Below are 26,202 nucleotides of genomic sequence, written 5' to 3' on the forward strand. Positions count from 1 at the left end.
TCCTACAGCGTGTCGGTGGACGTCAATCAAATAGCTTATGAATAAAAAAACAGCCCAGTTTTTGTAGATTTCCCAGATTATTTCATATATTTGCAAAATAATTGCTCCAACAGAGTCATTGGCAATTAAAAATACTACTATCCTGCATGTCAGACAAGAATATTATATATAAGGTGTATCGATTCTATCGAGATGGATTTCGCAGCATGACCATAGGTCGCACGCTGTGGACCGTTATCATCATCAAACTCATTGTGATATTCGCCGTGTTGAAGTTGTTTTTCTTCCCCGATGTGGTGGGCAGACAAGCCAAAAACGGCGACCGCGCCACATTTGTGGCAGGCGAACTGACGCGCCGGTAGGTATCTGTGCTGACAATACAGCCTGACAGTGAAGGAAGCAAATAGAAAAATAATCAATAATAAAAAAAATAAAGCTTATGAATCATCTTCTGACAATCGACCCCGCACTCATTGATTGGTCGCGTGCCCAGTTTGCTCTGACAGCCATTTACCACTGGTTGTTTGTGCCGCTAACATTGGGCTTGGCTGTAGTGATGGGCATTATGGAAACCATCTATTACCGTACGGGAAAACCTTTTTGGCGCGAACTGTCGCAGTTTTGGCAGCGTTTGTTTGGTGTCAATTTTGCCATGGGCGTAGCCACAGGCATCATACTTGAGTTTGAGTTTGGCACCAACTGGAGCAATTATTCCTGGTTTGTAGGCGACATATTCGGCGCTCCACTTGCCATAGAGGGTATTGTAGCCTTCTTCATGGAGAGTACGTTTGTGGCAGTGATGTTCTTCGGATGGGACAAAGTGTCGCGCGGATTCCATCTTGCATCCACATGGCTTACCGGTATCGGTGCTACGATATCTGCATGGTGGATACTTGTGGCAAACTCATGGATGCAGTATCCTGTGGGTTGCGAGTTCAATCCCGATACTATGCGCAACGAGATGACGAGTTTCATGGAGGTGGCACTGTCGCCGGTGGCTGTTGATAAATTCTTCCACACCGTCACTTCCACATGGATTGTGGGTGCTGTGTTTGTTTGTGCCGTGAGTTGCTGGTATCTGTTGCGTGGCAGAGAGAAGGAACTTGCACGTCAAAGCATCAAGGTGGCAAGCATCGTGGGACTGGTGGCTTCGCTGGCTGCCATACATACAGGCGATGGTTCTGCGGTAATGGTGGCAGAGAAACAACCCATGAAACTTGCTGCTATGGAGGCACTCTACGATGGTGGTGAGGGTGTCGGACTGACCGTGGTCGGTGCGCTCAATCCCTTTGCTCAACCCGATTATGCCCAGGGAGGCGAGATGCCTTTGCGCATAGCCGTGCCTTACGGACTCTCTATCCTTGCCACTCATTCCACCGACGGATATGTGCCTGGAGTGAACGATCTGCTCAACGGCTATACGCGCAAGGACGGTACGCGCGAACTGTCGGCTGAGGAGAAGATGGAGCGTGGTCGCAATGCCATTGCCACGCTTGCCGAATACCGCAAAGTGAAAGCTGCCAATGCCAACGACAGCCGTTTGCCACAACTCGCAGAACAGTTGAAGGCCGACATGCCATACTTTGGTTATGGTTACATCAAAGACCGTGCAGAACTCGTGCCCTATATCCCCATCAACTTCTACGCCTTCCGCGTCATGGTAGGAGTGGGCAGTCTGCTGTTGCTGTTCTTCATCGTTATAGGTTTTGTGGCATGGCGAAAAGACATCACCAGGAGTGGCAGATGGCTCTGGATAACGGCTGTTGCGATGCTACCACTGGTTTATATTGCCAGCGAAGCAGGTTGGATAGTGGCAGAACTGGGTCGTCAGCCATGGGCTATACAGGATATGTTGCCCACGGTAGCCGCAGTTTCCGACCTGAAGGCAGGTAGCGTTTCGCTGACCTTCTTCATCTTCCTCGTGCTGTTTACCGTTCTGCTGATAGCAGAAGTCAGCATCATGTGTCGTGTCATCAAGAACTATAAGTCGGCACAAGAATAGAGATTACATCCAATATTCAATTTCCAACACTAAAAAAGAACACTGTTATGACTTATACATTTCTTCAACAATACTGGTGGTTTGTGGTGTCGCTGCTTGGCGCATTGCTCGTATTTCTGCTCTTTGTGCAGGGTGCCAATTCGCTGGTCTATAGTCTGGGACGTACCGAAGAGGGACAGCGCAAAGTGATGGAGTCCACTGGCCGGAAGTGGGAAATCACGTTTACCACACTCGTAACCTTCGGTGGTGCATTCTTCGCCTCCTTCCCATTATTCTACAGTACAAGTTTCGGCGGAGCTTACTGGCTGTGGATGATTATTCTCTTCTCGTTTGTGTTGCAGGCTGTGAGCTATGAGTTTCAGCACTGCAAAGGCAATCTGCTCGGCAAGCGCACCTATCAGTGGTTTCTTGTGATCAACGGCATAGTGGGTCCGTTGCTGTTGGGTGGGGCTGTTGCCACCTTCTTCAATGGGTCAAACTTCATTGTCGAGAAAGCATCGCTCACCGATCTTGGCGCACCGGTCATCAGTCGGTGGGCCAACGCTTCGGCAGGTCTTGACGCACTGCTCGACCCTTGGAACCTTGCATTGGGCTTTGCCGTGATGTTCTTGGCGCGCATCTTGGGCATCCTGTATATCATGAACAATGTTGATGACGAGGATATCCGTTCGCGCGGTTCAGTAAGACTGGTGGGATGTACGATACCATTCCTGGTGTTTTTCCTTGCTTTCTTTGTGCGCACGCTACTGAAGGATGGCTTTGCCGTTGACCCTGCCACGGGTGCTGTGTTTATGGAACCGATGAAATATCTGCACAACTATCTCCAGTTGTGGCCGCTCGCAGTGCTCACGGTGATTGGTGTTGTGCTGTTGCTCTACGGCGTGGCGCGCACCATTTTCAGTGCCACCTATGTCAAAGGAATATGGCCTGCCGGTATTGGCGTGGTGCTTGTGGTGTTGTCGCTGCTGTTGGTGGCAGGGTGGGGCAATACAGCCTACTATCCGTCGAATGCCGATTTGCAGTGCTCACTGACCATTGCCAACAGTTGCAGCAGCGAGTTTACGCTTCGCACCATGTTTTATGTTTCGCTCCTCGTGCCTTTTGTTTTCGGCTATATAGCCTACGTTTGGCGCGTGATGGACAGAAAATAGCGACGTTGCCGATAGGCTTTGCAAACATGCTAATATATCCGTGGCTTTGCTGCGGATATATTTTTTTAGGTGTTTGCCTATTGCTTGGCTCACTCGGCAATGGTCTGTTGATGTGGTTCAGATATTCCCTTGCTCGGCAATTTCAATGAATTTGCTGAGTAAATTCAATGAATTTGCTGAGCAAAACAAATTGAATTGCTGAGCAAAACAAATTGAATTGCTGAGCAAAACAAATTGATTTGCCTTTAGAAGTATGTGCTATAGGAATGTAAGGTGTTGCTTGTTAGGTTGTTAAGCGACGTTTGCACGACCTGTGGCAGCACCACTTTCAACATCGGTCGAAACCCTATACGGCAAAAATGCATGCCACAGACTATTGCTGCCGATGGACTGCAAGAGTTAAGTCAGCTGGTGACAGACCAACTGTCAGGCGCATGTAGCTCAAGGGCGGATGAGATATGCGGCGAATACTCAGATGTAATACTCTGCAGAATCGACGAGGCCGGCACGTAGCGCATACTTGGTAGCCTCGTGTGCATTGTTGACACCCAACTTGCGGAAGATGTTTTTGCGATGGGTGTTGACGGTATGGAAACTGGAGAAACGGCGCTCGGCAATCTCTTTCGTGGTAAGACCGAGCGCAATATCCTTGAGGATCTCGGTCTCTGTGGGCGTCAGGCGAATGTCTTCCTCTTGCTTCTCCTGACTTGGCGCCAATAGCATTTCTGCCATGCGCTGGCAGATGTAGCGCTGATGGCGACAGGCGGCAGACAGACATTCGCGCACTTCTTGCAAGGGAGATTCCTTGAGCAAAATGCTGAAACGGGGACTCAGCGCCAGCAAACGGCGTACAAAATCGCCGGAAAGGTCGGTGCTGAACATCACCCATTGCACATCGGGAAAACGAAGATGCAGGATGTCGAGCTCGTCAACATCATTGACGTCAAACAGCGTATAGTCCATCACAACCACCGCTTCACTATCGCTTTTCAATAATTCAATAAGTCCGCATTTGTCTTCAGCACTATCCGTTGACCACTGGTCGGCCTGACTGCAAACATACAGAATGCCCGCACGGGTGATGTCTTGATTGTCGGCAAGGATGATGTGACAGTTCATGGGGCAAGAAACTATTGGAAGGAAGCAAGTCGCTTGGTCATCTGTTCGGACAGACGCTCATGGCTGCGGCGCATGTGTGCATACATCACGGTATAGACCGTAATCTCCAAAATAGGATAAACGTAGGGCACACCCAGCAGACACGACAGATAGACAATGATGGCACGGCTGTTGAAAGTCAGCAGATTGGTGTATTTCATCAGCGGAAGAGAACCTCGGCGGAACTCGTCGCGCAACGATTGCGGAATAGTGGCAGGATTGGAATAACGCTGGCGCAACTGCTCATAGAATGCCTGAAACTTAGGAGTTCGGTCTTCTTGTGATTTGCAGTAGCCGGCATAGTTGGAATAGAATAGGCGGGCAAACCAACGCTCTTTGGGCATCGACTCGGCTATCTTACGCTGTTCGGCAGAGTTGTCGAGCTCGCTGCCTTCCTTGCCTAACAGGAAGAAAAGATGAATCTGACGATAGTAATCGGCTAAGGAACTCTGACGGGAGTGGCAGCCGAAACCTGCCCAAGCGGCAATGGCAAAGGCTATGAAGTAGGCAGAATAGCCTATTTCGTCATAAAACATATTACCTGTGCGAAGGAAGATGGCTACGTAGATGAAGAGAAACCAGACATCGCCGGATAGTCCATCGAGCACACGGCCTACAAGGGTTTTCTTGCCAGTAAGGCGCGCCATCTGTCCGTCGGTAGAGTCGCAGAAGTTAGCAAACATCAGGAGAACGACTCCTGCAATGTTGTGATAGAGGTCGGGGAAATAGAACATCACTCCGGCAGCAGCACCAAGGAAGAAGGAAATGATGGTGATGACGTTGGGATGCACACCGAAACGGTTCCAGAAAAGCGCAAACGCCAAACCGATAGGACGTGTGAAATGCACATCAAGCCACTCTTCGGTATCGTCTGACTTGAAGGATGCACGAAGCAGTTCGCGGAAGGTTTTATGTTCGTTTGTCATAATCGTATTGTGAATGAGAAATATCTGTTATTGACCGGCGAGGAAGGCTTCTGCCTTCTTGATATCATCGGCATGGTCGATGTCGAGTACTTTGGAGAATACCCAAGCCGTCAGCTGACGACCGTCGGTCAGCAGGGCACGCTGGAAATTGCGCATGCGGCTTTCGCCACGTTCCATGCAGCCATTAAGTGTTTCGATGGCTGACGAGGTGAGACCGTAGATGCCGCCGGAGATGTAACGGGGATGCTCTTGATAGTCGAGAAAATTGAGAATACGGAGCGTATCGTCGGTTTCGACATAGAGTGGCTTTTCGTCATCGATGTAGTCGGTGACGCCCATCACGCCATCGGTATGTCCGTCGGCAATCTGTTGACGGAAGGCTTTCACGTAGTTGCTGAATTCTTCTTCGCGGAAAATGGTATCGACGGTGGTCAATACAAAAGGACTGTCGGAGAGATACGGGCTGATGACATGGAAACTGTGCATCGAACTGGGAGTGCTCTGAACGCAGAAGCGCAGAGGAATGGGGCGTCCTTTCAGTCCGTCGCGCTGCAGTTCTACCAAGTGTTGAGCTACCAAAGTGGTGAGATCGTTGCAGATGACAACGATTTCTTCTGCATCATTATCCATGAAAACACGTATCAGACGGTCTATCAGATACTCGCCGCCTACCTTGACCAACGGTTTGGGAGAGTCAATTCCCTCGGCTGCCAATCGGCTGCCTTCGCCGGCCGCAATTATTGCATATTTCATCTTATATATAAATAATGTGTAACTTTGCAAGCGCAAAATTACACATTATTCGTGAAAAACGAGCAATATACTGTCGTTTTTTATCTTAATACCAGTTTGTTGGTATATACATCGCCTGAACCTTTGACGTCGTGGCGCTCCCTTTGGGCTGTTCCTTCAATGTTGATATCGCCCGAACCGATGACCTGACTCTCGATGGTTCCGCAGTCAACGGCTTTCAACTCGATATCGCCCGAACCTTTCAAATCCATCCGTGTGGCGATGACTTGGTGCTGCGTGATGTCGATGTCGCCCGAACCGATGAGGGAAAGATTGGTGTTGCGTGCCGTAACATTGGGGAGATCGATATCGCCACTTCCGGAAAGAACCACTTTCAGATTGTCGCAGATGAGACTCTGAAGGTCGATATCGCCGCTACCACGCAGGTCAATCATCATATTGTCGGTATCGATATGGCCGTTGCATTTGAAATCGCCAGAACCTTTCAAGAAGATGCCGACAAGGTCGGGAGAGCTGACGGTAACGGTTACATCGTCGCTATTGCCGACGTTGAAAAAGGTGTTGGGGGTCTTGATCATAATCTTCAACCGCTTGTCAGAAACGGAGGTCTCTACATTCTTAAGAAGCGACTGCGGGGCTTTTACTGATACATGATACGTATTGGCTTGTTGATAAACAACATTGACCGAACCGTAAATCTCAATGGCTTCAAAGTCTTTCACTTCGTTGCGAATGGTGGTAACCTGTGGCGATTGCGAGTCGGCGGTAATCTTCATTTCCTTGCATGATGTCATGGTGACGATGGCAGTCAGCATTAAAAACATGATTTTTTTCATAGTCTAATATTTTTTGTTTTTGTGATGTTTCTGACCTTTTGACGATACATAGCGTGGAAAAGTTGCAGGCAACCGATTTTTTTTTCGCAAGTAATGTGATTTTATGGAATGGGTCAGACTGCAAGGGTATGATAATCATATAGGGCGGGAATGATAAATAGAAATGGATTTTCCATCAAAGGAATAGGTGCAGAATGACAATCAGGGCTGGATTTCCAATCGTAGGAATCCAGCCCTGATAGGTGGTGTATGCAGAAAATGTGCTGTCGATAGCGGTTAGAAAGTCATGCGCACCATGAAACGGATGCCGTGCTTGTGGGCACTCGGCAGGTCGTTGTAGTTGAGGCGGCGCACATATTCCACATGCATGATCTTGAAGATATTGTGAATACCCAATGCCAATTCCCAGTAGGGACGATGGGGATCCATGATATGCGAACCTGTGGGGAATGCCATCACGATAGGACTGTCGGTCTGCATGTTGGGGTTGTTCTTGTCGGAGAGTTCTCCCCACAGCATCTTCACGCCGATATATTCACGCCATTTCAACTTTTTGAGCAATGGGATGCGGTTGAAGATTTTACCGTTGAGGTCCCAACTGATATCGGCAGAAACATAGCGGTCGTTGAGAAACTCCATGTTGTTGATCAGGTTGAACGTGTTGTCCTGAATGATGTATGAGAGGTTGGTCTCAGGCATGCAGAGCAGCAGGAACGGCACTTTCTCCCATTGTATTCCACCCTTGAGATAGCAGTCAATCTTTCCCCAGCTGTTCATCCAGAAGCGTTTGTAAATGCCTGCTTCGGTATAGTTGTAGCTGTAGTCACCGCCCAATACATTCTTCAGACCCAGGGTGTGGCTGACAGAGAACACCGGTGCATCAAGATTGATCTTCAAACGGCGCTGTTTGGTATTGATATAGGTGGCACCGGGACAATACTCCAGAGCGGCACGTATTTCTGTTGTGCGAATATGGTGAGATGGCTGAACTGCTGTCGTCGGATAGGGTGAAATGATGTTATCTTCACCGTTGCCAGCAATATTTTTCCATGCCGTGTATTCGTTCATAGGAGTGAAACGCAGATTGCCGCAGGCTTCGTTGTCTTCGGTCTTGATGCTGAAAGTAGTCTTGAAGCCGAAGTCTTCCTCACGTTCGAAGGTGATCTGCTGTCGGTTGTAGAACATCATAGCATCTACTTTGCTCCACTTGAATGCAGTAAACACGTTGTCCTTGTCGGTATGCATGAACTTGTCTGAGGGCGACATCACATCGTAGGTAGAGGTGAAACTCAGCGTGCGTTTAGGGAACTCACGTGGGAGATACTCCTTCTTGTTGAACGAGTAAGTCACTTCGCCTTTATAGTAGTTCTTGTGTGACTTCATGCCGTGGGCATAGTAGCCGGAGAAGAACCAATGCTTGTTGAGATTGGCTGTGGTCTGGGCAGAAGCACGCAGTCGCATACCGTCAACAAAGTTGTTGGATATCATGGTGTTGATAGGTCCGATATCAACTTTCGACGGATTGCCGGTCTCTACAAAGTTTTCGATGAGTGCCTTTGCACCGAAGATGATATACTTGAAGCCCTTGATGTTCTGCAGTCCTTTGATGAAGGCATCCATGGAATTCTCGCCTTTGGTTAGTTCCACCTGACGGTATTGAGCCCAGAAAGCATCGCCACGCATCATGGCATCGGCCTCGCGCACATCTTTCTTTTTGCCTTTGAAGAGTTGTTTTGGCAACTCATCGAAAGCATAGTCTGTGAGGCGTGTGTTACGTATGACAATGATTTTATGGAGGAAACTTGCAATCTTCATCTCCACAATCATGTCATCAACAGAGAGTACCCATTCGCCATTGGGCAACTGGGTAAATTCCTGATCGACACGAAGGTTTTCTACGAAATTGACGTCGCTGCGCCGCGGAATGGTCAGTTGGCAACGTTTCACCTGATAGGACGAGTCCTTCAAAATGTAGATGTCGCCACGGAATCCGAAGTCCTGCTGGTTGTTGGGAAGAAACTGCAGATGGATGCAACTATCGCGATCTACCTTGACGGTGTCCTCTATATAAAATCGGTAGAAGCCGATGGCTCCTTTGCCAATAGGTGAGGTGAAGGGATATTGCAACAGTCGGATCTGGTCGTCGTAGATATTTACATCGGTGAACACATCTTTCAGCATCGTCGTGATGATATCGCCAGTTTGGAAAAGATCGCCTATTCCTGTAGAACTCTGTCCGATGATGATGTTCTTTTCATCGTGTGGCCTGCGGCGATAAAGTCGTTTGGTGACGGTCTCATCTACCGATAGGGGCAATATCAACTTGTTGTTATAGGGGCAGTTCTCAACCTGGTCGGTCAGCCATTTCTTGTTCTTGAACTTAGGGTTCTGGAGCATTTCCGGCGTTATTTCGTTGGCCGCCATGGTGAGCTTCTGATACTTATTGTATTGGTAGAAGTCGTTGTTGGCGAGGTCGGTCATCTTCTTGTGTTCGATGACCTTGCGCATCAGTTCTACTGCCGGATTGTTTTTGCGGCTGTAGCGTTGGCGCTTGGCACGGACGGTGACTCCCTTTAGCATCTTTGTATCGGGCTTCAGACGGATGTCGAGCCGCATGGGGGTGCGGTCAGTAATCTGAATCGTCTGTGAAATATAGCCTACGGCACTAAAGGTCAAGGCCCAGCCAACCCTCTTCTGAATGGTGTAGCGGCCCTCTATGCTTGATACAACAGCTTCTTTATGGGTTTTATAAACGACGCTCGCCATGGGTATGCTGTCTTTGGTCTGAGCGTCGATGACGTATCCTGAAAGCAATCCTTGTGCCTGCGTGGGCAGGCACAAGGACATTACTAATATTATAAAATAGAGTTTAATCGATTTCTTCATCGGCTTCATAACCACCCATTTCGCGGATAGCATTCTTCAACATGGTGTATTGCTGGTAGAGGTTGTTGACAGCCTCTTCGCCCTGAGTGTAGTCGTGCATAGGTGCTTTGAGGAAGAAACTCAGGAAGCGCTGGATGCCGAAGCGTCCTGCACGTGCAGCCAGATCACTCAACAGAGTGAGGTCGAGCAACAGTGGAGCGGCGAGGATAGAGTCGCGGCAGAGGAAGTTGATCTTGATCTGCATGGGGTATCCCATCCATCCAAAGATGTCGATGTTGTCCCATCCTTCCTTGTTGTCGTTGCGGGGAGGATAGTAGTTGATACGTACTTTGTGGTAGTATTGAGTATCCTCATCGTTGCCGTGGCCGTAGAGGTCGGGCTGTACGTCTGGCTTCAGAATGGTCTCAAGAGTAGAGAGCTTGCTGACTTCCTTGGTGTGGAAGTTTGCGGGTTCGTCGAGCACGAGACCGTCGCGGTTGCCGAGGATGTTGGTAGAGAACCATCCGTTCAGACCGAGGCAACGTGTGCCGATGATAGGAGCGAAGCCTGACTTAACAAGTGTCTGACCTGTTTTGAAGTCTTTACCTGCGATAGGCATCTTGGTCTTTTCGGCGAGTTCCCACATGGCGGGAATATCTACGGTGGTGTTTGGAGCGCCCATGATGAAGGGTGCACCTTCGGTGAGGGCTGCGTAAGCATAGCACATAGATGGTGCGATGTGCTCGCGGTCGTCGGCCTTCATAGCTTCTTCGAGTGCTGCGAGTGTGCCGTGGATTTTCTCGTCAACGGGTACGTAGATTTCGGTAGAGGCAGCCCAGATAACAACGATGCGTGCGCAGCCGTTCTTTGCTTTGAAGTCGCGGATGTCCTGACGCAGGGCTTCAACCATTTCCCAACGTGTTTTGCAGTCTTTCACGTTGTCGCCATCCAGACGCTTAGCGTAGTTTTTGTCGAAAGCGGCCTTCATAGGAACGATCTTTTCCAGTTCGTCGCGTACGGGCTCGATATCTTTCTCTTTCAGAACTTCAGCGTACATGGCAGCCTGATAGGCATTCTGGGGGTAAACATCCCATGTGCCGAACACGATGTCGTTCAGATCGGCGAGGGGAACGATATCCTTGTAGTGCAGATACTTCTTGTCTGTGCCACGGCCGATACGAATTTTGTCATACTGCGTCATGGAGCCGACAGGTTTGGTCAGTCCCTTGCGAGTCATGAGTACACCAGTCATGAATGTAGTGGCAACGGCGCCGCAGCCAACTACCATAATTCCCAATTTGCCTTCAGCAGGCTTAACATTAGTTTGTTTCATTACACTTAGTTTTTAATATATGTATTTTATATTATTGTTGTCTAACAGTTCTGTGAGGTTGTCGATAGCGAGATTGGCCTGTGATTCATCTACTGGGTCATCAGTCCATTGTTCGCCTCGTATCCATACGGTATTGCATCCTGCACGATGTGCGGGGATGATGTCTTTGTCGATGCTGTCGCCTACTACGGTTACTTCGTCGGCTTTCATGCCGAGGGCTTCTACTCCGAGTTGGAAGATGCGTGGGTCCGGTTTGCGTACGCCGACCACCGCCGACTCTATGATATGGTCGAAGATGCCATCGAATCCGAATTCGCGGAGTACGGTTGAGATGTTGCCGTAGAAGTTGCTCACCAGTACCATGGGCACTCGCTCTTTGAGTTGCAGGAGTACTGCACGACTTTCTGCGGTGTGTCTGCACACCTCGGTATAAAGCAGGTCGAGTACTTGGTCGTGGTAGTTCAGACAGTCGAGATATTCCATCTCGATGTGCAGCTTAGAGTCGAGGGTTTGACGGAATGTGTAGTCTGGCTGTATGATAGGATTCTTGGCCAATGTCCGCTCGCCGTGCACGTATGCATCGCGAAAGCGGGCTTCGGTCACGGGTACGCCTGCCTGTTGGTAGGTGTGCCACAGTACTTTTCCCCAATGGCAGCCTCCGGTGTCGAGTGTTCCGCCATAGTCGAAAATATAGCCTTTCGTCTTAAGCATGTTTGTCAGTTCTGTCATTTCCTTTTTTTATTGTTTGCAGTCCTGCTTTCTGAACGATGTGTTCTGCAATGGCTTGGGCTGCTTCGGTCCGGCATCTTGAGAAACTGGGCCAGTCGTTGAAGTCTATCAATACGGGGGTTCCGTCTGGCTGTATGATGCAGTCACCTCCGTAGATGCCTGTCTGCAGTAGTGTTGCGGCTTGGTTGGCCATCTGCTGCAATTGTTTTTTGTCAAACGGATAGTGGGCGGGCTTGCCGTTGCGCTGTTCGTCGCCGAATTTGCTTTGCCCATCATCGCCTGGATAGTAGTAGCAGAAAAAGTCTGTATCGGTGACACCGTAAAACTTCACAAGGTCTCCGGTGATGTGTGCCCGTATGTCAATTTCCGTTATCCCCTTGGCTTTCATCTCATTTGCCGTGGTCATGGCGCTTTCGTAGTCTGGGCGGAACAGTACATCCGCTGATGTCTGTGCCGAAGCATCGCCTCGTTTGACCCAATAACCGTTGTTGCCTTTATGCGGTGCAACATTTATTCCGGCGCTTTCCAGCATCTGCATTTGTTGGTAGCGCTGACAGCAGGTGATAATGCCTTCCGGACTGTTGATGACGATGGCGCCTTGCTGTTGCTTTCTTTTAAGCTCTTGCAGCACCGTTTCGTCGCGTCCCATGGTCACATACACCTCTGCTTGAGGAAGCGGTTTTTCTTTCTCGTCTTCCGAATATGTTGCTATACGAAGCCCTTTGTCGAGCAATCTGCAACCGACTTCATGTAATATGGCCGTGTCCTTCTCTACGCTGTTGGGCGAATACCGATGGGCCCGGCTTATCATGACTATTTGACTGTCGTACATATTTTATATTACGCATTAAAAAGCATACAAAGATACTCCTTATTATTCAAATATAGAAAACTTTTGAACATTTTTTTGTTTTCTACGTAAAGTTTTGCCTTTTTTATTTATTTTCTTACAAAATAATGGCGATTATTGCCGTTTGTTGGCAAATAAACGGGGGCTGGCTGCAAAAAGGACGTGATGATGGATTTCGGAGTCTTGTTGCGTAGGGAAATACGATTTTGAAATCGGTTTGAAAATGTTCCGAAGCTATTCAGAAACCATCCCGGAGGCATCCCGACGGCATCCCGAAGGGTGGCGGTAAGCATGTCAAGGCGATATGATGTCTCCAATTTACTCTTTTCTCTCGTTGAAAAAATCAATCCAGAATATGGAACCTTTGCCCATGACCGATTCTACTCCAACCTTGGCTTTCAGACTTTTTGCCAAATTGCGGCAGATGCTTAGGCCAATTCCCGTGCCTGGAACAAATTCGTTGACCTTCACGAAGCGTTCGAAAAGAAGGTCGTTGCATTTGTCAGCAGGAATGCCGATGCCTGTGTCTCTTACCCAAATGCTGATGCGATCGGTTTTCTTTGTGTAGCCCAAACGGATTTCTCCAGTCTCGGTAAACTTGACTGCGTTGCTGACATATTGATTGATAATTTCCTTTAGGCGGTCGTGGTCGGTTTGTAATAGGTGGTTGTTTGTATTATCAACAACAATTGTTAATCCTTTTTCTTTGCATGGTGTGGTGTATTTGTCGGCAATCTCACGCAAGACTTCCAGTATGCTGACGTCTGTATTTTCTATAGTTTGGTAGCTTCCTGCTTCCAGTTTGGAGACGTTCATCATGTCATCGAATAGGCGTAGCAGATGTGCATTATTCTGCTTGATGAGGTCTATCAGATTCTGGCGCTCCTCATCGCTCTGTGCCAAAGGTAGAATATCGCTAAATCCGACAATGGCGTGGAGAGGTGTGCGTACTTCGTGAGTGATGTTGGCAAGGAATGCTGATTTCAGTCTGTCGCTCTCTTCGGCGTGGTTGCGAGCTTCGAGTAGTTCTTGTTCCGCCTGCTTGGTGGTGTCTATACATGTGGTTGCTCCTACTATGGTTAGTGGGCGCCCGTTCAGATCCCGCTTCTCAATGGTGGCAAACATGGCAGCCCAATACTTTTTTCCTGCTGCATTAGTCATTTGGTATTCCTGATAGGTTTCTTCCTCGCGTCCTGCCGCAAGGTTGAGAAAGGCGTTGCGAACTGCTTGCACTTGTTCGGTGGAGATGTGTTTGAAAATCTTTTCTACAGGAGTTCCCTTTTGCGGTATGAAAAGGTCTTTACCTTCACGATAGTCGCTCTCTACGTTGATGGTCATCGAAGGTACGTCAACTCGCCAAGTGGAGAGCTTCATTGCTTTAAGCACCAAGTCGTATTCAATGTTGCCAACTTCGTCGGACATGGCCTCTACTTGAGTCTTTAATCGTTTGACTCTGCGTGTCAGCACAAACCAAGAAATTGCCAAAAAAATAATAAGTGGAATGCTTATAATCCATGCAAGAACATCGGCTGTCAGCCATGAACGGATAGATAGAAATATGGTGTCTGTTAGGTTTGTCATATTGGAATTGGCAATATTGCGATGGGCAAAATTACATAAAAGATTTAGAATAATGAAAAAAAACGGGAATTATTTTGCAATTTGCGGCATTTCAGTTAACTTTGCACCATATTTATAAATACACATAATGACACAAGAATTTGAACTGATCGCCAAGACCTTTATGGGATTGGAACCCGTCTTGGCGAAGGAATTGACGCAACTGGGCGCAAACGAAGTGCAAATAGGACGCCGCATGGTGTCCTTTATGGGCGATAAAGAAATGATGTATCGAGCCAATTTTCAGTTGCATACTGCTATCCGTATTCTTAAACCCATTAAGCATTTCAAGGCTCTGTCAGCTGATGATGTCTATCGGGAGGTGCAAAAAATCGATTGGTCAGAGTACATCGGCTTAGACAAAACGTTTGCCGTTGACTCTGTGGTGTTCTCGGAAGAGTTCCGCCATTCTAAGTTTGTGGCCTATAAAGTGAAGGATGCCATTGTTGACCAATTTCGCGAAAAGACAGGAAAACGCCCCAATATCTCGGTGGCAAATCCTGATATCCGTCTGAATATCCATATCGCAGAAGACAAATGTACGTTGTCGCTCGATTCAAGTGGTGAATCGCTCCATCGTCGCGGCTATCGTCAGGAGTCGGTAGAAGCTCCGCTCAATGAGGTGTTGGCTGCCGGTATGATTCTCATGACAGGATGGCAAGGCGAAACCGACTTCATCGATCCTATGTGTGGAAGCGGTACGTTGCTCGTTGAGGCAGCACTCATTGCCCACAATATGGCTCCAGGACTATTCCGTAAGGAGTATGCTTTTGAAAAATGGCCCGATTTCGATAGCGATCTGTTCGACCGCATCTATAATGACGATTCCAGCGAAAGAGAATTTACTCACCATATCTATGGCTATGACGTTGATATCAAGGCAGTCAATACTGCGCGCCTTAATGTGCGTGCTGCTGGGCTTCTCAACGATATTACCGTAGAGGAGGCTGATTTCAAAAACTTCACACAACCGAAGGAGAAAAGCATTATTGTTACCAATCCGCCATACGGAGAACGCATCTCTACCCCTGACCTGCTTGGCACTTACAAGATGATTGGCGAACGCCTGAAACATCAATTCCTCAACAACGACGCTTGGATACTCAGCTATCGTGAGGAGTGCTTCGATCAGATCGGTCTTAAGCCAAGCATCAAGATTCCCGTTTACAATGGCAGCTTGGAATGTGAGTTCCGCAAATATCAGATATTCGACGGAAAGATGAAAGACTTCCGTGCAGAAGGCGGTACCGTCAAAACCGACGAAGAGAAACGTCAGATGGCTGAGAAACGCCGCTTCAAGCAGAATCGTGAATTCAAAAAACGACTTGACGAGAAAGAAGAAAACGAAGAGGCAGACATACGCACATTCCGATTCCGCTCTTTAGAGAAATGCGAATTTAAAGGCGACCGCCGTGATGACCGCTTCCAGAAACGTGGCGGACGCAACGACCGCTATTCACGTGACGATCGTGGTGATGACCGTTATTCGCGCGATGACCGCAAACCCTATCGCAAGAGCGAGAACCGTGGGGGGCATGAGCGCTTTGACCGAAGTGGAGGTAAAAAGCAACGCGGCGGTGGACGTGGCTTTGACCGTAACAAAAGAAGATTAGAAGATGACAATGATTAAATATTGTAGTAAGGCGTTGATGGTCTGCATGACTATGTTGATGACTGTATCTCCAATGAACGCACAGAAGAATTTTACACTTGAGGACCTTAATTTCGGTGGTACAAACTATCGGAATATGGTGCCGGAGAACCGGTGGACTGCATGGTGGGGAGACCAACTCGTTCGCCTCGATGTGGATGCTTGTTATCTGGTAGATAAAGCTAACGGTAAAGAAACCCGTCTCTTTGATGTCAGCCAGATTAACCAATGGATTGCACCAACAAAGGATATTAAGGTTCGTACGCTATATAATGCAGAATTTCCATTTGCAAACAAGAGCGTTGTGGTGATTAGCCAAGGTAGCAAAACCTATATGGTCGATTTCAAAAAACATGCCTTGGTCAGCTCTTTCGAGTTGAAAGACGGTGAAAATCTGTTGGAAACCAATGCTCAACAGACAGCCTATGCTTTCTTGAAAGACAACAACCTGTTTGTCTGCAACCATAAGCAACAGACTGTGCAACTCTCAACCGACGGCAGTAGAGAAGTGGTTTATGGACAGGCTGTGCATCGTGATGAGTTCGGCATCAGTAAAGGAACATTCTGGAGTCCCGATGGAAACAAACTGGCCTTTTATAGAATGGACCAGTCGATGGTGACCGATTATCCACAAGTGGATATCCCGGAAATCGGTTTCGACCCAGAAGAAAAACGTTCCTGCATCGCCACACTGGCTCCCGACAAATATCCTATGGCTGGCGAGACTTCACATCAGGTGACTGTAGGTGTGTATGACCTTACTACAGGAAAGACTATTTATCTCAAGGCTGGCGATCCCACAGACCGCTATTTCACCAATGTGGCATGGAGTCCAGACAGCAAAACGGTTTATATGTTTGAATTGAACCGCAAGCAGAACGACAGTCGCCTGGTCGCTTATAGTGCAGAAACAGGCAATAAAACTGCTGAACTCTATCGAGAAACCGACGAGAAGTATGTGGAACCTCTACATCCCATCGTCTTCTTGCCATGGGATGCTAACTCATTTATCATGCAGAGTCGTCAGGATGGATATAATCACCTGTACCTTTGTTCACTTGGCAAGCACGGTAGCAGAATGGCCGGCAATACCGAATCACTCGAAGTCAGTCAACTGACCGCTGGCAAGTGGGAGGTCCTGGAAATGATTGGTTTTAATGCCAAACAGAAGACCATTATCATTGCCAGCAACGAAAAGAGTCCTATCCAACAGAATATCTATGCGGTAAGTGTAAAGACCGGCAAACGAACATTATTAGGAAATGGCGAGGGTTGGCATAATGCCAAACTCAGCGGAAGCGGCAACTATATCCTCGATAACTATTCTACTCCGACCGTTCCACGTCGTATAGAAATCGTGCAAACCACTAAGGCAAAGGCCGTTTCTTATTTCCAGGCAAAAGATCCTTGGATGGGATATTCTATTCCGCAGTTCAGTTGTGGTACCATTAAAGCAGCAGATGGCGTTACCGATCTCTATTACCGTATGGTGAAACCTGCGGATTTTGATCCTAACAAGAAATATCCTACTGTAGTATATGTCTATGGTGGACCTCATGCACACAACGTCGATGCACGTTGGCATTATAGTAGCCGTGGATGGGAAAGCTATATGGCAGGCAAAGGATACATCACCTTTATCCTCGATAACCGCGGAAGTGAACATCGTGGCAAGGATTTCGAACAGGCTACATTCCATCAACTGGGACAGGAAGAAATGAAAGATCAGATGAAGGGAGTGGAATTCCTAAAGACACTCTCTTATGTGGATGCAGACCGAATCGGTGTACACGGATGGAGTTTTGGTGGATTTATGACCATTTCGTTGATGACCAATTATCCCGATGTCTTCAAAGTCGGTGTGGCTGGTGGCCCTGTTATCGACTGGCATTGGTACGAAGTGATGTATGGCGAACGCTATATGGGAACTCCACAAAGCAATCCGGAAGGTTACAAAAAAACATCATTGCTCTATCAGGCTAAGAATCTCAAAGGAAAACTGCAAATCATACAGGGACTTAATGATGTGACAGTAGTGCCACAACATTGCCTCACTTTCCTTAAAGCATGTATCGCAGCAGGAACACAGCCCGACTTCTTTGTATATCCGGGCGAACCACACAATATGCGGGGACATCAGAGCGTGCATCTGCATGAACGTATTACACAGTATTTTGAAGATTATCTGAAATGAACCAAGAAGAACAGATACTTGTGCGCATCACAGGTCAGGACCGCCCTGGATTGACGGCCTCAGTCATGGGAATCCTTGCTCGGTATGATGCGCAGATTCTCGATATCGGTCAGGCCGATATCCACTCAACACTTTCGCTGGGAATACTCATGCGCTTGAAGGAAGCACATTCCGGACAAGTCATGAAAGAACTTTTGTTTAAAGCCACAGAACTGGGAGTCAACATCGGATTCTCGCCTATTACTGACGATGAATATGAAGACTGGGTGGGACATCAAGGCAAAAACCGTTATATCCTAACAGTTATGGGACGCCAGTTGGATGCACGGCAGATAGAGGCAGCATCGCTGATTATCACCGAGCAGGGGCTTAATATCGACAGCATCCTCAGACTGACAGGTAGAAAGAGCATCAAGAATCCAACAAACCATGTGCGAGCTTGTATCGAATTCTCTCTCCGTGGCGAACCCAACAACCGCAAGGAGATGCAAAGCAAACTCATGCAGGTGTCGAAAGATATGGAAATTGATTTCTCGTTCCAACGCGACGATATGTTCCGCAGAATGCGACGGCTCATCTGTTTTGATATGGACTCGACACTTATACAAACTGAATGTATCGACGAACTGGCAGATCGGGCAGGAGTAGGTGCAGAGGTGCGCGCCATTACCGAGAGTGCTATGCGTGGTGAAATAGACTTCAAAGAGAGCTTCACCAGACGCGTTGCATTGTTGAAGGGATTGGATGTCAGCGTGATGAAGGATATTGCTGAACATCTCCCAATAACAGAAGGTGTGGACCGACTGATGACTATCCTCAAGCGTTACGGGTATAAGATTGCCATCCTCAGCGGAGGATTTACCTATTTTGGCGAATATCTCCAACGTCGATATGGTATTGACTATGTCTATGCTAACGAACTGGAGATTGACGATAACGGCAAGTTGACTGGACGTTATGTTGGGGATATAGTTGACGGACACCGGAAAGCGGAACTCCTCAAACTCATCGCTCAGGTAGAGAAAGTCAATCTTGCACAGACCATTGCCGTAGGTGATGGAGCCAACGACTTGCCCATGATATCAGAAGCAGGACTGGGTATCGCATTCCATGCCAAACCGCGCGTGGTTGCCAATGCCAAGCAAAGCATCAATACCATTGGACTTGACGGCGTGCTTTATTTCCTTGGATTTAAAGATTCCTACCTTGGCGAGCAAGGCAAGTTATAAAATAACCATTCCATTAATATAATAAGGTGTAACAAGATATGAAAATATTACTTTTAGGCAGCGGCGGACGTGAACACGCCCTGGCATGGAAAATCTCCCAAAGTCCGAAATGTGAGCAACTCTACATCGCCCCAGGCAATGCCGGTACTGGCAACTGTGGTGAGAATGTGGCCATGAAGGCTGATGACTTCGAAACCATCAAGACTTTCTGTGTAGAGAAAGCCATAGATATGGTTATCGTAGGTCCAGAAGACCCATTGGTAAAAGGTATTTATGATGAGTTGAAAGCCGATTCACGCACCAAGGACATCCCAGTGATAGGTCCTTCTAAACAAGGTGCAGTACTGGAAGGATCGAAAGACTTTGCAAAAGCATTTATGCAACGTCATCAGATTCCTACTGCACGCTATCAGACTTTTGACGGAGAACATCTTGAAGACGGATTGCGTTTCCTCGAAACCTTGCAAGCTCCATACGTGCTGAAGGCCGATGGACTCTGTGCAGGCAAGGGCGTCTTGATTCTGCCTACACTTGAAGAAGCACAAAAGGAACTCAAGGAAATGCTTGGCGGAATGTTTGGCAATGCCTCTTCGCAAGTGGTTATTGAGGAATTCTTGAGTGGTATTGAGTGCTCGGTGTTCGTGCTGACCGATGGCGATCACTATAAAATTCTGCCTGAAGCCAAGGACTATAAGCGCATTGGCGAACATGATACCGGTTTGAATACTGGTGGTATGGGTAGTGTTACACCTGTACCTTTCGCCACTAAGGAGTGGATGCAGAAGGTGGAGGACCGTATTATCCGTCCTACTGTGGAAGGTTTGAAAGCTGAAAATATTGACTATAAGGGATTCATATTCTTCGGTCTTATCAATGTTGAAGGGGAACCGATGGTTATCGAATACAACTGCCGTATGGGTGACCCAGAAACCGAAAGTGTCATGTTGCGATTGAAAAGCGATATCGTAGATTTGTTTGAGGGAGTGGCTGAAGGCAATCTCGACGAGCGCGAAATAGCATTTGACGAACGAGCTGCTGTATGTGTTATGCTTGTTAGCGGTGGTTATCCGCAGGAATATAAGAAAGGCTATCCTATTACCGGTATTGACCAAGTGGAGGGAAGTATCGTGTTCCATAGCGGAACTGCCCTTAAGGATGGTCAGGTGCTAACCAATGGCGGACGTGTAATTGCCGTTTCGTCTTATGGTAAGGACAAGGCCGAGGCTCTGCAGAAATCATTTGAAGAAGCCCAGAAAATTCAGTTTACCGACAAGTATTTCCGTCGTGATATAGGTGCAGACCTTTAAGCGATAGCTCTCAAGCATGACGAAACTACTGCAGAATAGAATATCAGAAAGCAAACTCACACTACCTGTCACCGTACTTTGTGTGACGGGGGTGTGGTTATTGGCAGGACTCACACAAGGAGATTGGTGGGCATCTTTTGCGTGCTTTGTTGTCTCGACCTATCTGATGATAGAGTTGAACAACAGCAATGCGCTCATCCGTATTTATTCACGTATGGTGTCGTGTGTCTTCTTGGTGCTTTCGGCAGTGGCATGTCCATTGTTTGCTTCAACCGAAGGTGCATGGGTACAAGTGTGTGTGGTTGGTGCCTTGCTGATGATTTTCCGAACATACCAAGATGACACATCGGTGGGAAGTTCCTATTATGCCTATCTGTGTATAGGACTTGCCAGTTTGTCATTTGTCCAGATAGTATGTTTGATACCATTACTGTTGTTGATGCATGGTGTTGTGCTTCACTCTTTGTCGTGGCGTACATTTTTTGCCGGCTTCTTTGGCTTGCTCACTCCCTATTGGTTTTGGACATGCTGGTCGGTGTATCAACAGAGTATCGACCAGATAACTGACCATTTCATGGCATTGACAGAATGGAGTCAACCCTTTGACTTCAGCGCGTGGGATGGGAGTCAGGTTGCTGTGCTGTTGCTATTGGCGCTGATAAGTGTAATAGGTATAGTGCATTATATTCGCACAAGTTATCTCGACCGCATACGTGTGCGTCAACTTTACCATGTCTTCAGTTGGTCGGTATTGCTGATGTTTGCATGTTTGTTGCTACAGCCAACGCTTTACAACATTCTTACTCGCATGCTTATTGTATTTGTGTCGCCCTTGCTGGCCCATTATCTGGCGCTTACCCATACCCGTATCACTAATATCACCTTCCAGGTGTTGCTATTCATGGCTGTACTTCTGATAATTTATAATCTATGGACATCATCACTACTTTTCTGATTAGTTATGGTTATTGGGGAATGCTTATAGCTGCTTTTGTGGCTGGTTCGTTCTTCCCTTTTTCCAGTGAAGCTGTCATGGTGGGACTGATGGCGGCAGGGCTTGACCCTATAGGCCTTATAGTCTATGGTACGATAGGTAATGTGTTGGGATCATGTTTCAATTATGGCGTTGGACGAATGGGGCGTTTGGAGTGGATAGAGAAGTATCTCCACGTCAAGAAAGAGAGTATCGACAAGGCTACGCGTTTCATGGGTGGCCGTGGTGCATGGATGGGATTCTTTGCCTTTCTGCCTATTTTGGGCAGTGGTATTACCATCGCTCTTGGCTTGATGCGTGCCAATATAGTCATCTCATTGGTCAGCATCAGCATAGGTAAGTTACTACGCTATGTGTTGCTCATCTATGGTGCAAGCATCTTTATCTAGTTAAAATTGCTGAAAGATACGGCGCTTCGATAGAAATATTGTACTTTTGTATTTTATTAGGTAATTAAGATCATAATTAATAATACACAATGAAACAATTTCGACTGTTAGACAATATACTGGGGTGGGTCACCTTTTTGATTGCCGCCTTTGTTTATTGCTCTACTATTGAACCGACAGCCTCTTTCTGGGACTGTCCCGAATTTATCTCTACGGGCTATAAACTCGAAGTCGGACATCCACCGGGTGCACCGTTCTTCATGCTTACCGCCAATCTGTTTTCACATTTTGCCAGCGACCCCTCGCAGGTAGCACGTATGGTCAATACGATGAGCGCATTGCTCTCGGCAGTAACCATTCTGTTCCTGTTCTGGTCTATCTCGCATCTTGTTCGACGCTTGTTGGTCAAGGATTGGAGCGAGTTGACACCCGCCAAAACCATAGCCATTGAAGGCTCGGCACTGGTAGGTGCGCTGATTTATACGTTCAGCGATACCTTCTGGTTCTCAGCTGTTGAGGGTGAGGTGTATGCCTATTCTTCGGCATTTACCGCTTTGGTATTCTGGCTGATTCTGAAGTGGGAAGAACATGCCGACGAGCCTCATTCCGACCGTTGGCTGGTGCTTATCATGTATATGACAGGCCTCTCGATTGGTGTTCACTTGCTCAACTTGTTGTGTCTGCCTGCCATCGTGCTGGTATATTACTATCGCAAGTGTCCCCAGCCCGATTCACGTAAAGATCTGTATGGCTCTATTGCCGCTTTGGTGATATCAGTAGTCATCTTGGGCGCTGTGCTCTATGGTCTTGTGCCGGGTATTGTTCGTGTGGGTGGATGGTTCGAACTGTTGTTTGTCAACGTGTTTGGTTGTCCGTTCAATACAGGTGAGATTGTTTATATCATCCTGCTTATTGCCACATTGGTATGGGCGATCTATGAGTCCTACAAGGATCAAAGTCTGAAACGTCAGAATATAGCATTTCTGTTGTCTGTAGCCATGTTGGGTATTCCTTTCTTTGGCTATGGCTGGTCGGCTGTGCTTATCGGCATTGTTGTATTGGCTCTGATTTGGCTGGTACTTCAATATAAGCGCCAAGGCAAGTTGCTCATCACCTCACGTATCAAGAATACATCTCTGCTCTGCATGATGATGCTCCTCATTGGTTATTCGTCATATGCTGTCATTGTCATTCGTTCGGCAGCCAATCCACCAATGGACCAGAACTCTCCAGAGGATATATTTACCCTTGGCGACTATCTGGCTCGTGACCAGTACGGACAGCGTCCGTTGCTTTACGGTCAGGCTTATACCTCACAGGTGGCTTTGGAGAAGGCGGGCGACTATTGCCGTCCAGTCTCAACAAAGGGCGCACCTGTTTGGCAGCGCAAGGAGAAAGCATCTGCCGACGAGAAGGATGAATACTTCGTAGCACGTACTAAGGACGACTATGTATATGCTCAGAATATGCTGTTCCCGCGTATGTGGGATTCAGGTAAAGCTGCTTCATATCGTAGTTGGTTGGGCGAAGAGCCCGATGGAAGTGAAGAAGCATACGATCGTTGTGGCGAGATGGTTACGGTGAAGATGCCGAGCATGTTGCAGAACATTCGTTTCTTCCTCTCATACCAGTGCAATTTCATGTATTGGCGCTATTTCATGTGGAATTTCGCAGGCCGTCAGAATGATATTCAAGGTCAGGGCGAATTGGAACATGGCAACTGGATAAGTGGTTTCAGTTGGTTGGACAACTGGCGTCTGGGAGACCAATCGACATTGCCCGATGAGTTGAAAAACAACAAAGGCCACAATGTATTCTATATGATGCCATTGATGCTCGGTCTTATCGGACTCTTCTGGCAGTCGTGGTACACTCGCAAACGTCGTGTGCCCGGTAGCGACAAAGAAGATATAGAACCAGTGGGCATCCGCCAGTTCTGGGTTGTGTTCTTCCTGTTCTTCATGACAGGTTTGGCTATTGTCATCTACCTTAATCAGAATCCTGAGCAGGTACGTGAACGCGACTATGCTTATGCGGGTTCGTTCTATGCTTTTGCCATCTGGTGTGGTATGGGTGTTGCAGCTCTCATCGACCTGTTGAACCGCAAGCTGAAGAAAGAAAATGTGTTGGTTGCCGCAGTTATTGCTGTAGTGGCATTGGCTGTTCCCATACAAATGGGTAGTCAGACATGGGATGATCATGACCGAAGTGGTCGTTATTCGTGCCGTGACTTTGGACAAAACTATCTGATGTCGCTGCAGAATGAGGGCAATCCTATCATCTATACCAATGGTGATAACGATACATTCCCCTTGTGGTACAATCAGGATGTAGAAGGTGTGCGCACCGATGCGCGCGTTTGCAACCTGTCGTATCTGCAGACCGATTGGTATATAGACCAGATGCGTCGTCCTGCTTATACCTCTCCTGGCATTCCCATTAAATGGAATCGTTTGGAGTATGTTACTGGTACCAACGAGTATGTGCCCATCGATCCTCATATGAAGCAGGCTGTTCTCGATTTCTATAAGCAAGATCCCGAAACTGCCAAAGCACAGTTTGGTGATGACCCATTTGAGTTGAAGAATGTATTGAAGTATTGGGCACGTTCCAAAAATTCAGAACTCCACGTCATTCCAACCGACACACTCTATATGACTATCGACAAGGAGGCAGTACGCAAGAGTGGTATGATGATGGCAAGTGATAGCATTCCCGACCGCATGGTTATCTCGCTTGCAGGCAAGAGTGCACTCTACAAAGGCGACTTGATGATTCTGGAGATGTTGGCTGAGTGTAACTGGAAACGCCCAATCTACGTGGCTGCAACTGTTGGTGAGAGTAGTTATATCAACCTTGGCAACAATGTGGTGACTGAAGGATTGGCATATCGTATCACACCATTCACTACCAATGCTCAAGGCGCACGCAACTTCGATACGAAGCGCACCTATGATAACGTGATGCATCGTTTCAAGTTTGGTGGACTCAACCAAAAGGGCATATATATCGATGAGACTGTGATGCGCATGTGCTACAGCCATCGTCGCATCATGTCGCAGTTGGCCAACAAACTCATTGAGGAAGGTGACAAGAAGCGTGCCGCTGAAGTTCTTGCCTACATTGACAAGATGCTTCCTTCATATAATATCCCGCATGAATTCTCATCGGGTTCGCTTGATATTGCAGAAGGATGGTATCAGGTAGGTCAGAAGCAGAAAGCCATCAAGGTGCTCAATGAGATGTGGCACAATTCTCAGCAATACCTCAATTGGTACAACAACCTCAATGCTGAGCAGTTTGCCTTCTCTAAGAATAATGCTTATGCCCATGCTTACTATTTGCAGCAGATACTTCTCGTGGCTCAGCAGATAGATCAGCAATGGTTCAACAAACACTACGAGCAGTATAGCCGCATGATACGCACCTTTGAGGAGCGTGGCGGTGCACAGGGCATAGATCGCTGATCGTGGATAGTGATAATATGAAAAGTATTAACTGCAAGTGATAATAGAACAACCGGCAATATGGCTAAGGTGGCTATATCCCAGAGCCACTTGGCGGATGAACCGTCACGAACGGTCAGTATATCTGACCTTCGATGACGGTCCCATCCCCGAGGCCACGCCATTTATTCTTGATACGCTTAGACATTATGGCATCAAAGCCACCTTTTTTATGGTGGGCGACAATGCTCGTAAGTATCCCGAATTGTTGCAGCGTGTCATCGACGAAGGTCATCGGGTGGGTAATCATACACACAACCATATTAGTGGTTTCCGTCATAGCATCCATCAGTATTGCTATAATGTAGAAAAGGCTAATGCCTATCTTCATACTGATTTGGTGCGCCCGCCACATGGTTGGATGCGATGGGAACAGTATGCCATCTTAGGTCGAAAGTATCGCATAGTGATGTGGGATCTTGTCACGCGAGACTATTCCAAGTGGATGACGGCAGAAGATGTGTTGGCTAATGTGAAACGCTATGCTCGCAACGGTTCCATCATCACATTCCACGATTCTCTCAAGAGTATTGATAAACTGAAAACGGCATTGCCAGCAAGTATAGAATGGTTGCGTGAGCAAGGCTATGAATTTAAGGTGTTCGAATGAACACCTTTTTTGTTTCTGTACAATCATAATATGTACGCGCACGCATACTCATGCGTGCGTATGTGCGCAGGTGCACATGCGATGCTGTAAAAACAGAAT

21 protein-coding genes are annotated in these 26,202 nt (G+C 47.5%); 12 read left to right on the forward strand and 9 right to left on the reverse strand.

Going from position 1 to position 26,202, the window contains the following annotated elements; translation table 11 throughout:
* Positions 1–146 precede the first annotated feature (146 nt).
* From CIK90_RS04565 to CIK90_RS14140, 4 genes are all read left to right on the forward strand, one after another.
* Positions 147–362 carry a DUF4492 domain-containing protein gene (locus tag CIK90_RS04565; protein WP_094389756.1) on the forward strand — a complete coding sequence of 72 codons (216 nt, stop codon included), beginning with the start codon at positions 147–149 and terminating at the stop codon, positions 360–362.
* A gap of 77 nt (positions 363–439) precedes the next feature.
* Positions 440–2,002, forward strand: a complete 1,563-nt coding sequence (locus CIK90_RS04570; protein WP_094464462.1) for a cytochrome ubiquinol oxidase subunit I — start codon at positions 440–442, stop codon at positions 2,000–2,002.
* 47 nt (positions 2,003–2,049) lie between these two features.
* On the forward strand, positions 2,050–3,153 hold the full coding sequence (locus CIK90_RS04575) for a cytochrome d ubiquinol oxidase subunit II (RefSeq protein WP_094389758.1): 1,104 nt from the start codon (positions 2,050–2,052) through the stop codon (positions 3,151–3,153).
* 363 nt (positions 3,154–3,516) lie between these two features.
* Positions 3,517–3,666 carry a hypothetical protein gene (locus tag CIK90_RS14140; RefSeq protein WP_158216030.1) on the forward strand — a complete coding sequence of 50 codons (150 nt, stop codon included), beginning with the start codon at positions 3,517–3,519 and terminating at the stop codon, positions 3,664–3,666.
* Here CIK90_RS14140 and CIK90_RS04580 read toward each other — a convergent pair.
* The 9 genes from CIK90_RS04580 to CIK90_RS04620 form a co-directional block, all read right to left on the reverse strand.
* Positions 3,625–4,272, reverse strand: a complete 648-nt coding sequence (locus CIK90_RS04580; protein ID WP_094464463.1) for a response regulator transcription factor — start codon at positions 4,270–4,272, stop codon at positions 3,625–3,627. The genes CIK90_RS14140 and CIK90_RS04580 overlap by 42 nt on opposite strands.
* 11 nt (positions 4,273–4,283) lie before the next feature.
* Complete coding sequence (locus CIK90_RS04585) at positions 4,284–5,237, reverse strand: CDP-alcohol phosphatidyltransferase family protein (RefSeq protein ID WP_094464464.1); 954 nt, start codon at positions 5,235–5,237, stop codon at positions 4,284–4,286.
* Positions 5,238–5,264: 27 nt separating this feature from the next.
* Positions 5,265–5,990, reverse strand: a complete 726-nt coding sequence (locus CIK90_RS04590; RefSeq protein ID WP_094464465.1) for a sugar phosphate nucleotidyltransferase — start codon at positions 5,988–5,990, stop codon at positions 5,265–5,267.
* A gap of 80 nt (positions 5,991–6,070) precedes the next feature.
* Entirely contained in the window at positions 6,071–6,826 is a 756-nt protein-coding gene (locus CIK90_RS04595) for a head GIN domain-containing protein (protein WP_094464466.1), read from the reverse strand.
* 276 nt (positions 6,827–7,102) lie between these two features.
* A complete protein-coding gene (locus tag CIK90_RS04600) occupies positions 7,103–9,712 on the reverse strand; it encodes a DUF5686 family protein (protein ID WP_094389763.1) in 2,610 nt (869 codons plus the stop codon).
* Positions 9,696–11,024 (reverse strand): inositol-3-phosphate synthase, encoded by a 1,329-nt coding sequence (locus CIK90_RS04605; RefSeq protein ID WP_094389764.1) that lies wholly within the window; start codon positions 11,022–11,024, stop codon positions 9,696–9,698. The genes CIK90_RS04600 and CIK90_RS04605 overlap by 17 nt, the downstream gene beginning before the upstream one ends.
* A 12-nt stretch (positions 11,025–11,036) precedes the next feature.
* Positions 11,037–11,753 carry an HAD family hydrolase gene (locus CIK90_RS04610; protein WP_254046277.1) on the reverse strand — a complete coding sequence of 239 codons (717 nt, stop codon included), beginning with the start codon at positions 11,751–11,753 and terminating at the stop codon, positions 11,037–11,039.
* A complete protein-coding gene (locus CIK90_RS04615; RefSeq protein ID WP_094464467.1) occupies positions 11,728–12,585 on the reverse strand; it encodes a hypothetical protein in 858 nt (285 codons plus the stop codon). The genes CIK90_RS04610 and CIK90_RS04615 overlap by 26 nt, the downstream gene beginning before the upstream one ends.
* A 336-nt stretch (positions 12,586–12,921) precedes the next feature.
* Positions 12,922–14,184: a HAMP domain-containing sensor histidine kinase gene (locus tag CIK90_RS04620; protein ID WP_094464468.1), complete on the reverse strand. Its 1,263-nt coding sequence runs from the start codon at positions 14,182–14,184 to the stop codon at positions 12,922–12,924.
* 127 nt (positions 14,185–14,311) lie between these two features.
* Here CIK90_RS04620 and CIK90_RS04625 point away from each other — a divergent pair, with 127 nt between their 5' ends.
* From CIK90_RS04625 to CIK90_RS04660, 8 genes are all read left to right on the forward strand, one after another.
* Positions 14,312–15,853, forward strand: a complete 1,542-nt coding sequence (locus tag CIK90_RS04625; protein WP_094440288.1) for a THUMP domain-containing protein — start codon at positions 14,312–14,314, stop codon at positions 15,851–15,853.
* Entirely contained in the window at positions 15,840–18,068 is a 2,229-nt protein-coding gene (locus CIK90_RS04630; protein ID WP_371592545.1) for a DPP IV N-terminal domain-containing protein, read from the forward strand. Before CIK90_RS04625 ends, CIK90_RS04630 begins: the two co-directional genes overlap by 14 nt.
* Entirely contained in the window at positions 18,065–19,297 is a 1,233-nt protein-coding gene (gene serB / locus CIK90_RS04635; RefSeq protein WP_094389768.1) for a phosphoserine phosphatase SerB, read from the forward strand. The genes CIK90_RS04630 and serB overlap by 4 nt, the downstream gene beginning before the upstream one ends.
* Positions 19,298–19,335: 38 nt before the next feature.
* Positions 19,336–20,604 carry a phosphoribosylamine--glycine ligase gene (gene purD / locus CIK90_RS04640; RefSeq protein ID WP_094440289.1) on the forward strand — a complete coding sequence of 423 codons (1,269 nt, stop codon included), beginning with the start codon at positions 19,336–19,338 and terminating at the stop codon, positions 20,602–20,604.
* Between the two features lie 16 nt (positions 20,605–20,620).
* Positions 20,621–21,559, forward strand: a complete 939-nt coding sequence (locus CIK90_RS04645) for a hypothetical protein (RefSeq protein ID WP_144007225.1) — start codon at positions 20,621–20,623, stop codon at positions 21,557–21,559.
* Positions 21,535–21,987 (forward strand): YqaA family protein, encoded by a 453-nt coding sequence (locus CIK90_RS04650; protein ID WP_094389771.1) that lies wholly within the window; start codon positions 21,535–21,537, stop codon positions 21,985–21,987. The genes CIK90_RS04645 and CIK90_RS04650 overlap by 25 nt, the downstream gene beginning before the upstream one ends.
* Before the next feature lie 89 nt (positions 21,988–22,076).
* Positions 22,077–25,454 (forward strand): DUF2723 domain-containing protein, encoded by a 3,378-nt coding sequence (locus tag CIK90_RS04655; RefSeq protein WP_094446728.1) that lies wholly within the window; start codon positions 22,077–22,079, stop codon positions 25,452–25,454.
* A gap of 37 nt (positions 25,455–25,491) precedes the next feature.
* A complete protein-coding gene (locus CIK90_RS04660) occupies positions 25,492–26,103 on the forward strand; it encodes a polysaccharide deacetylase family protein (RefSeq protein ID WP_094389773.1) in 612 nt (203 codons plus the stop codon).
* Positions 26,104–26,202: the final 99 nt, after the last annotated feature.

The sequence above is a fragment of the Prevotella sp. P5-126 genome (genome assembly GCF_002251185.1).
Classification (GTDB): domain Bacteria; phylum Bacteroidota; class Bacteroidia; order Bacteroidales; family Bacteroidaceae; genus Prevotella.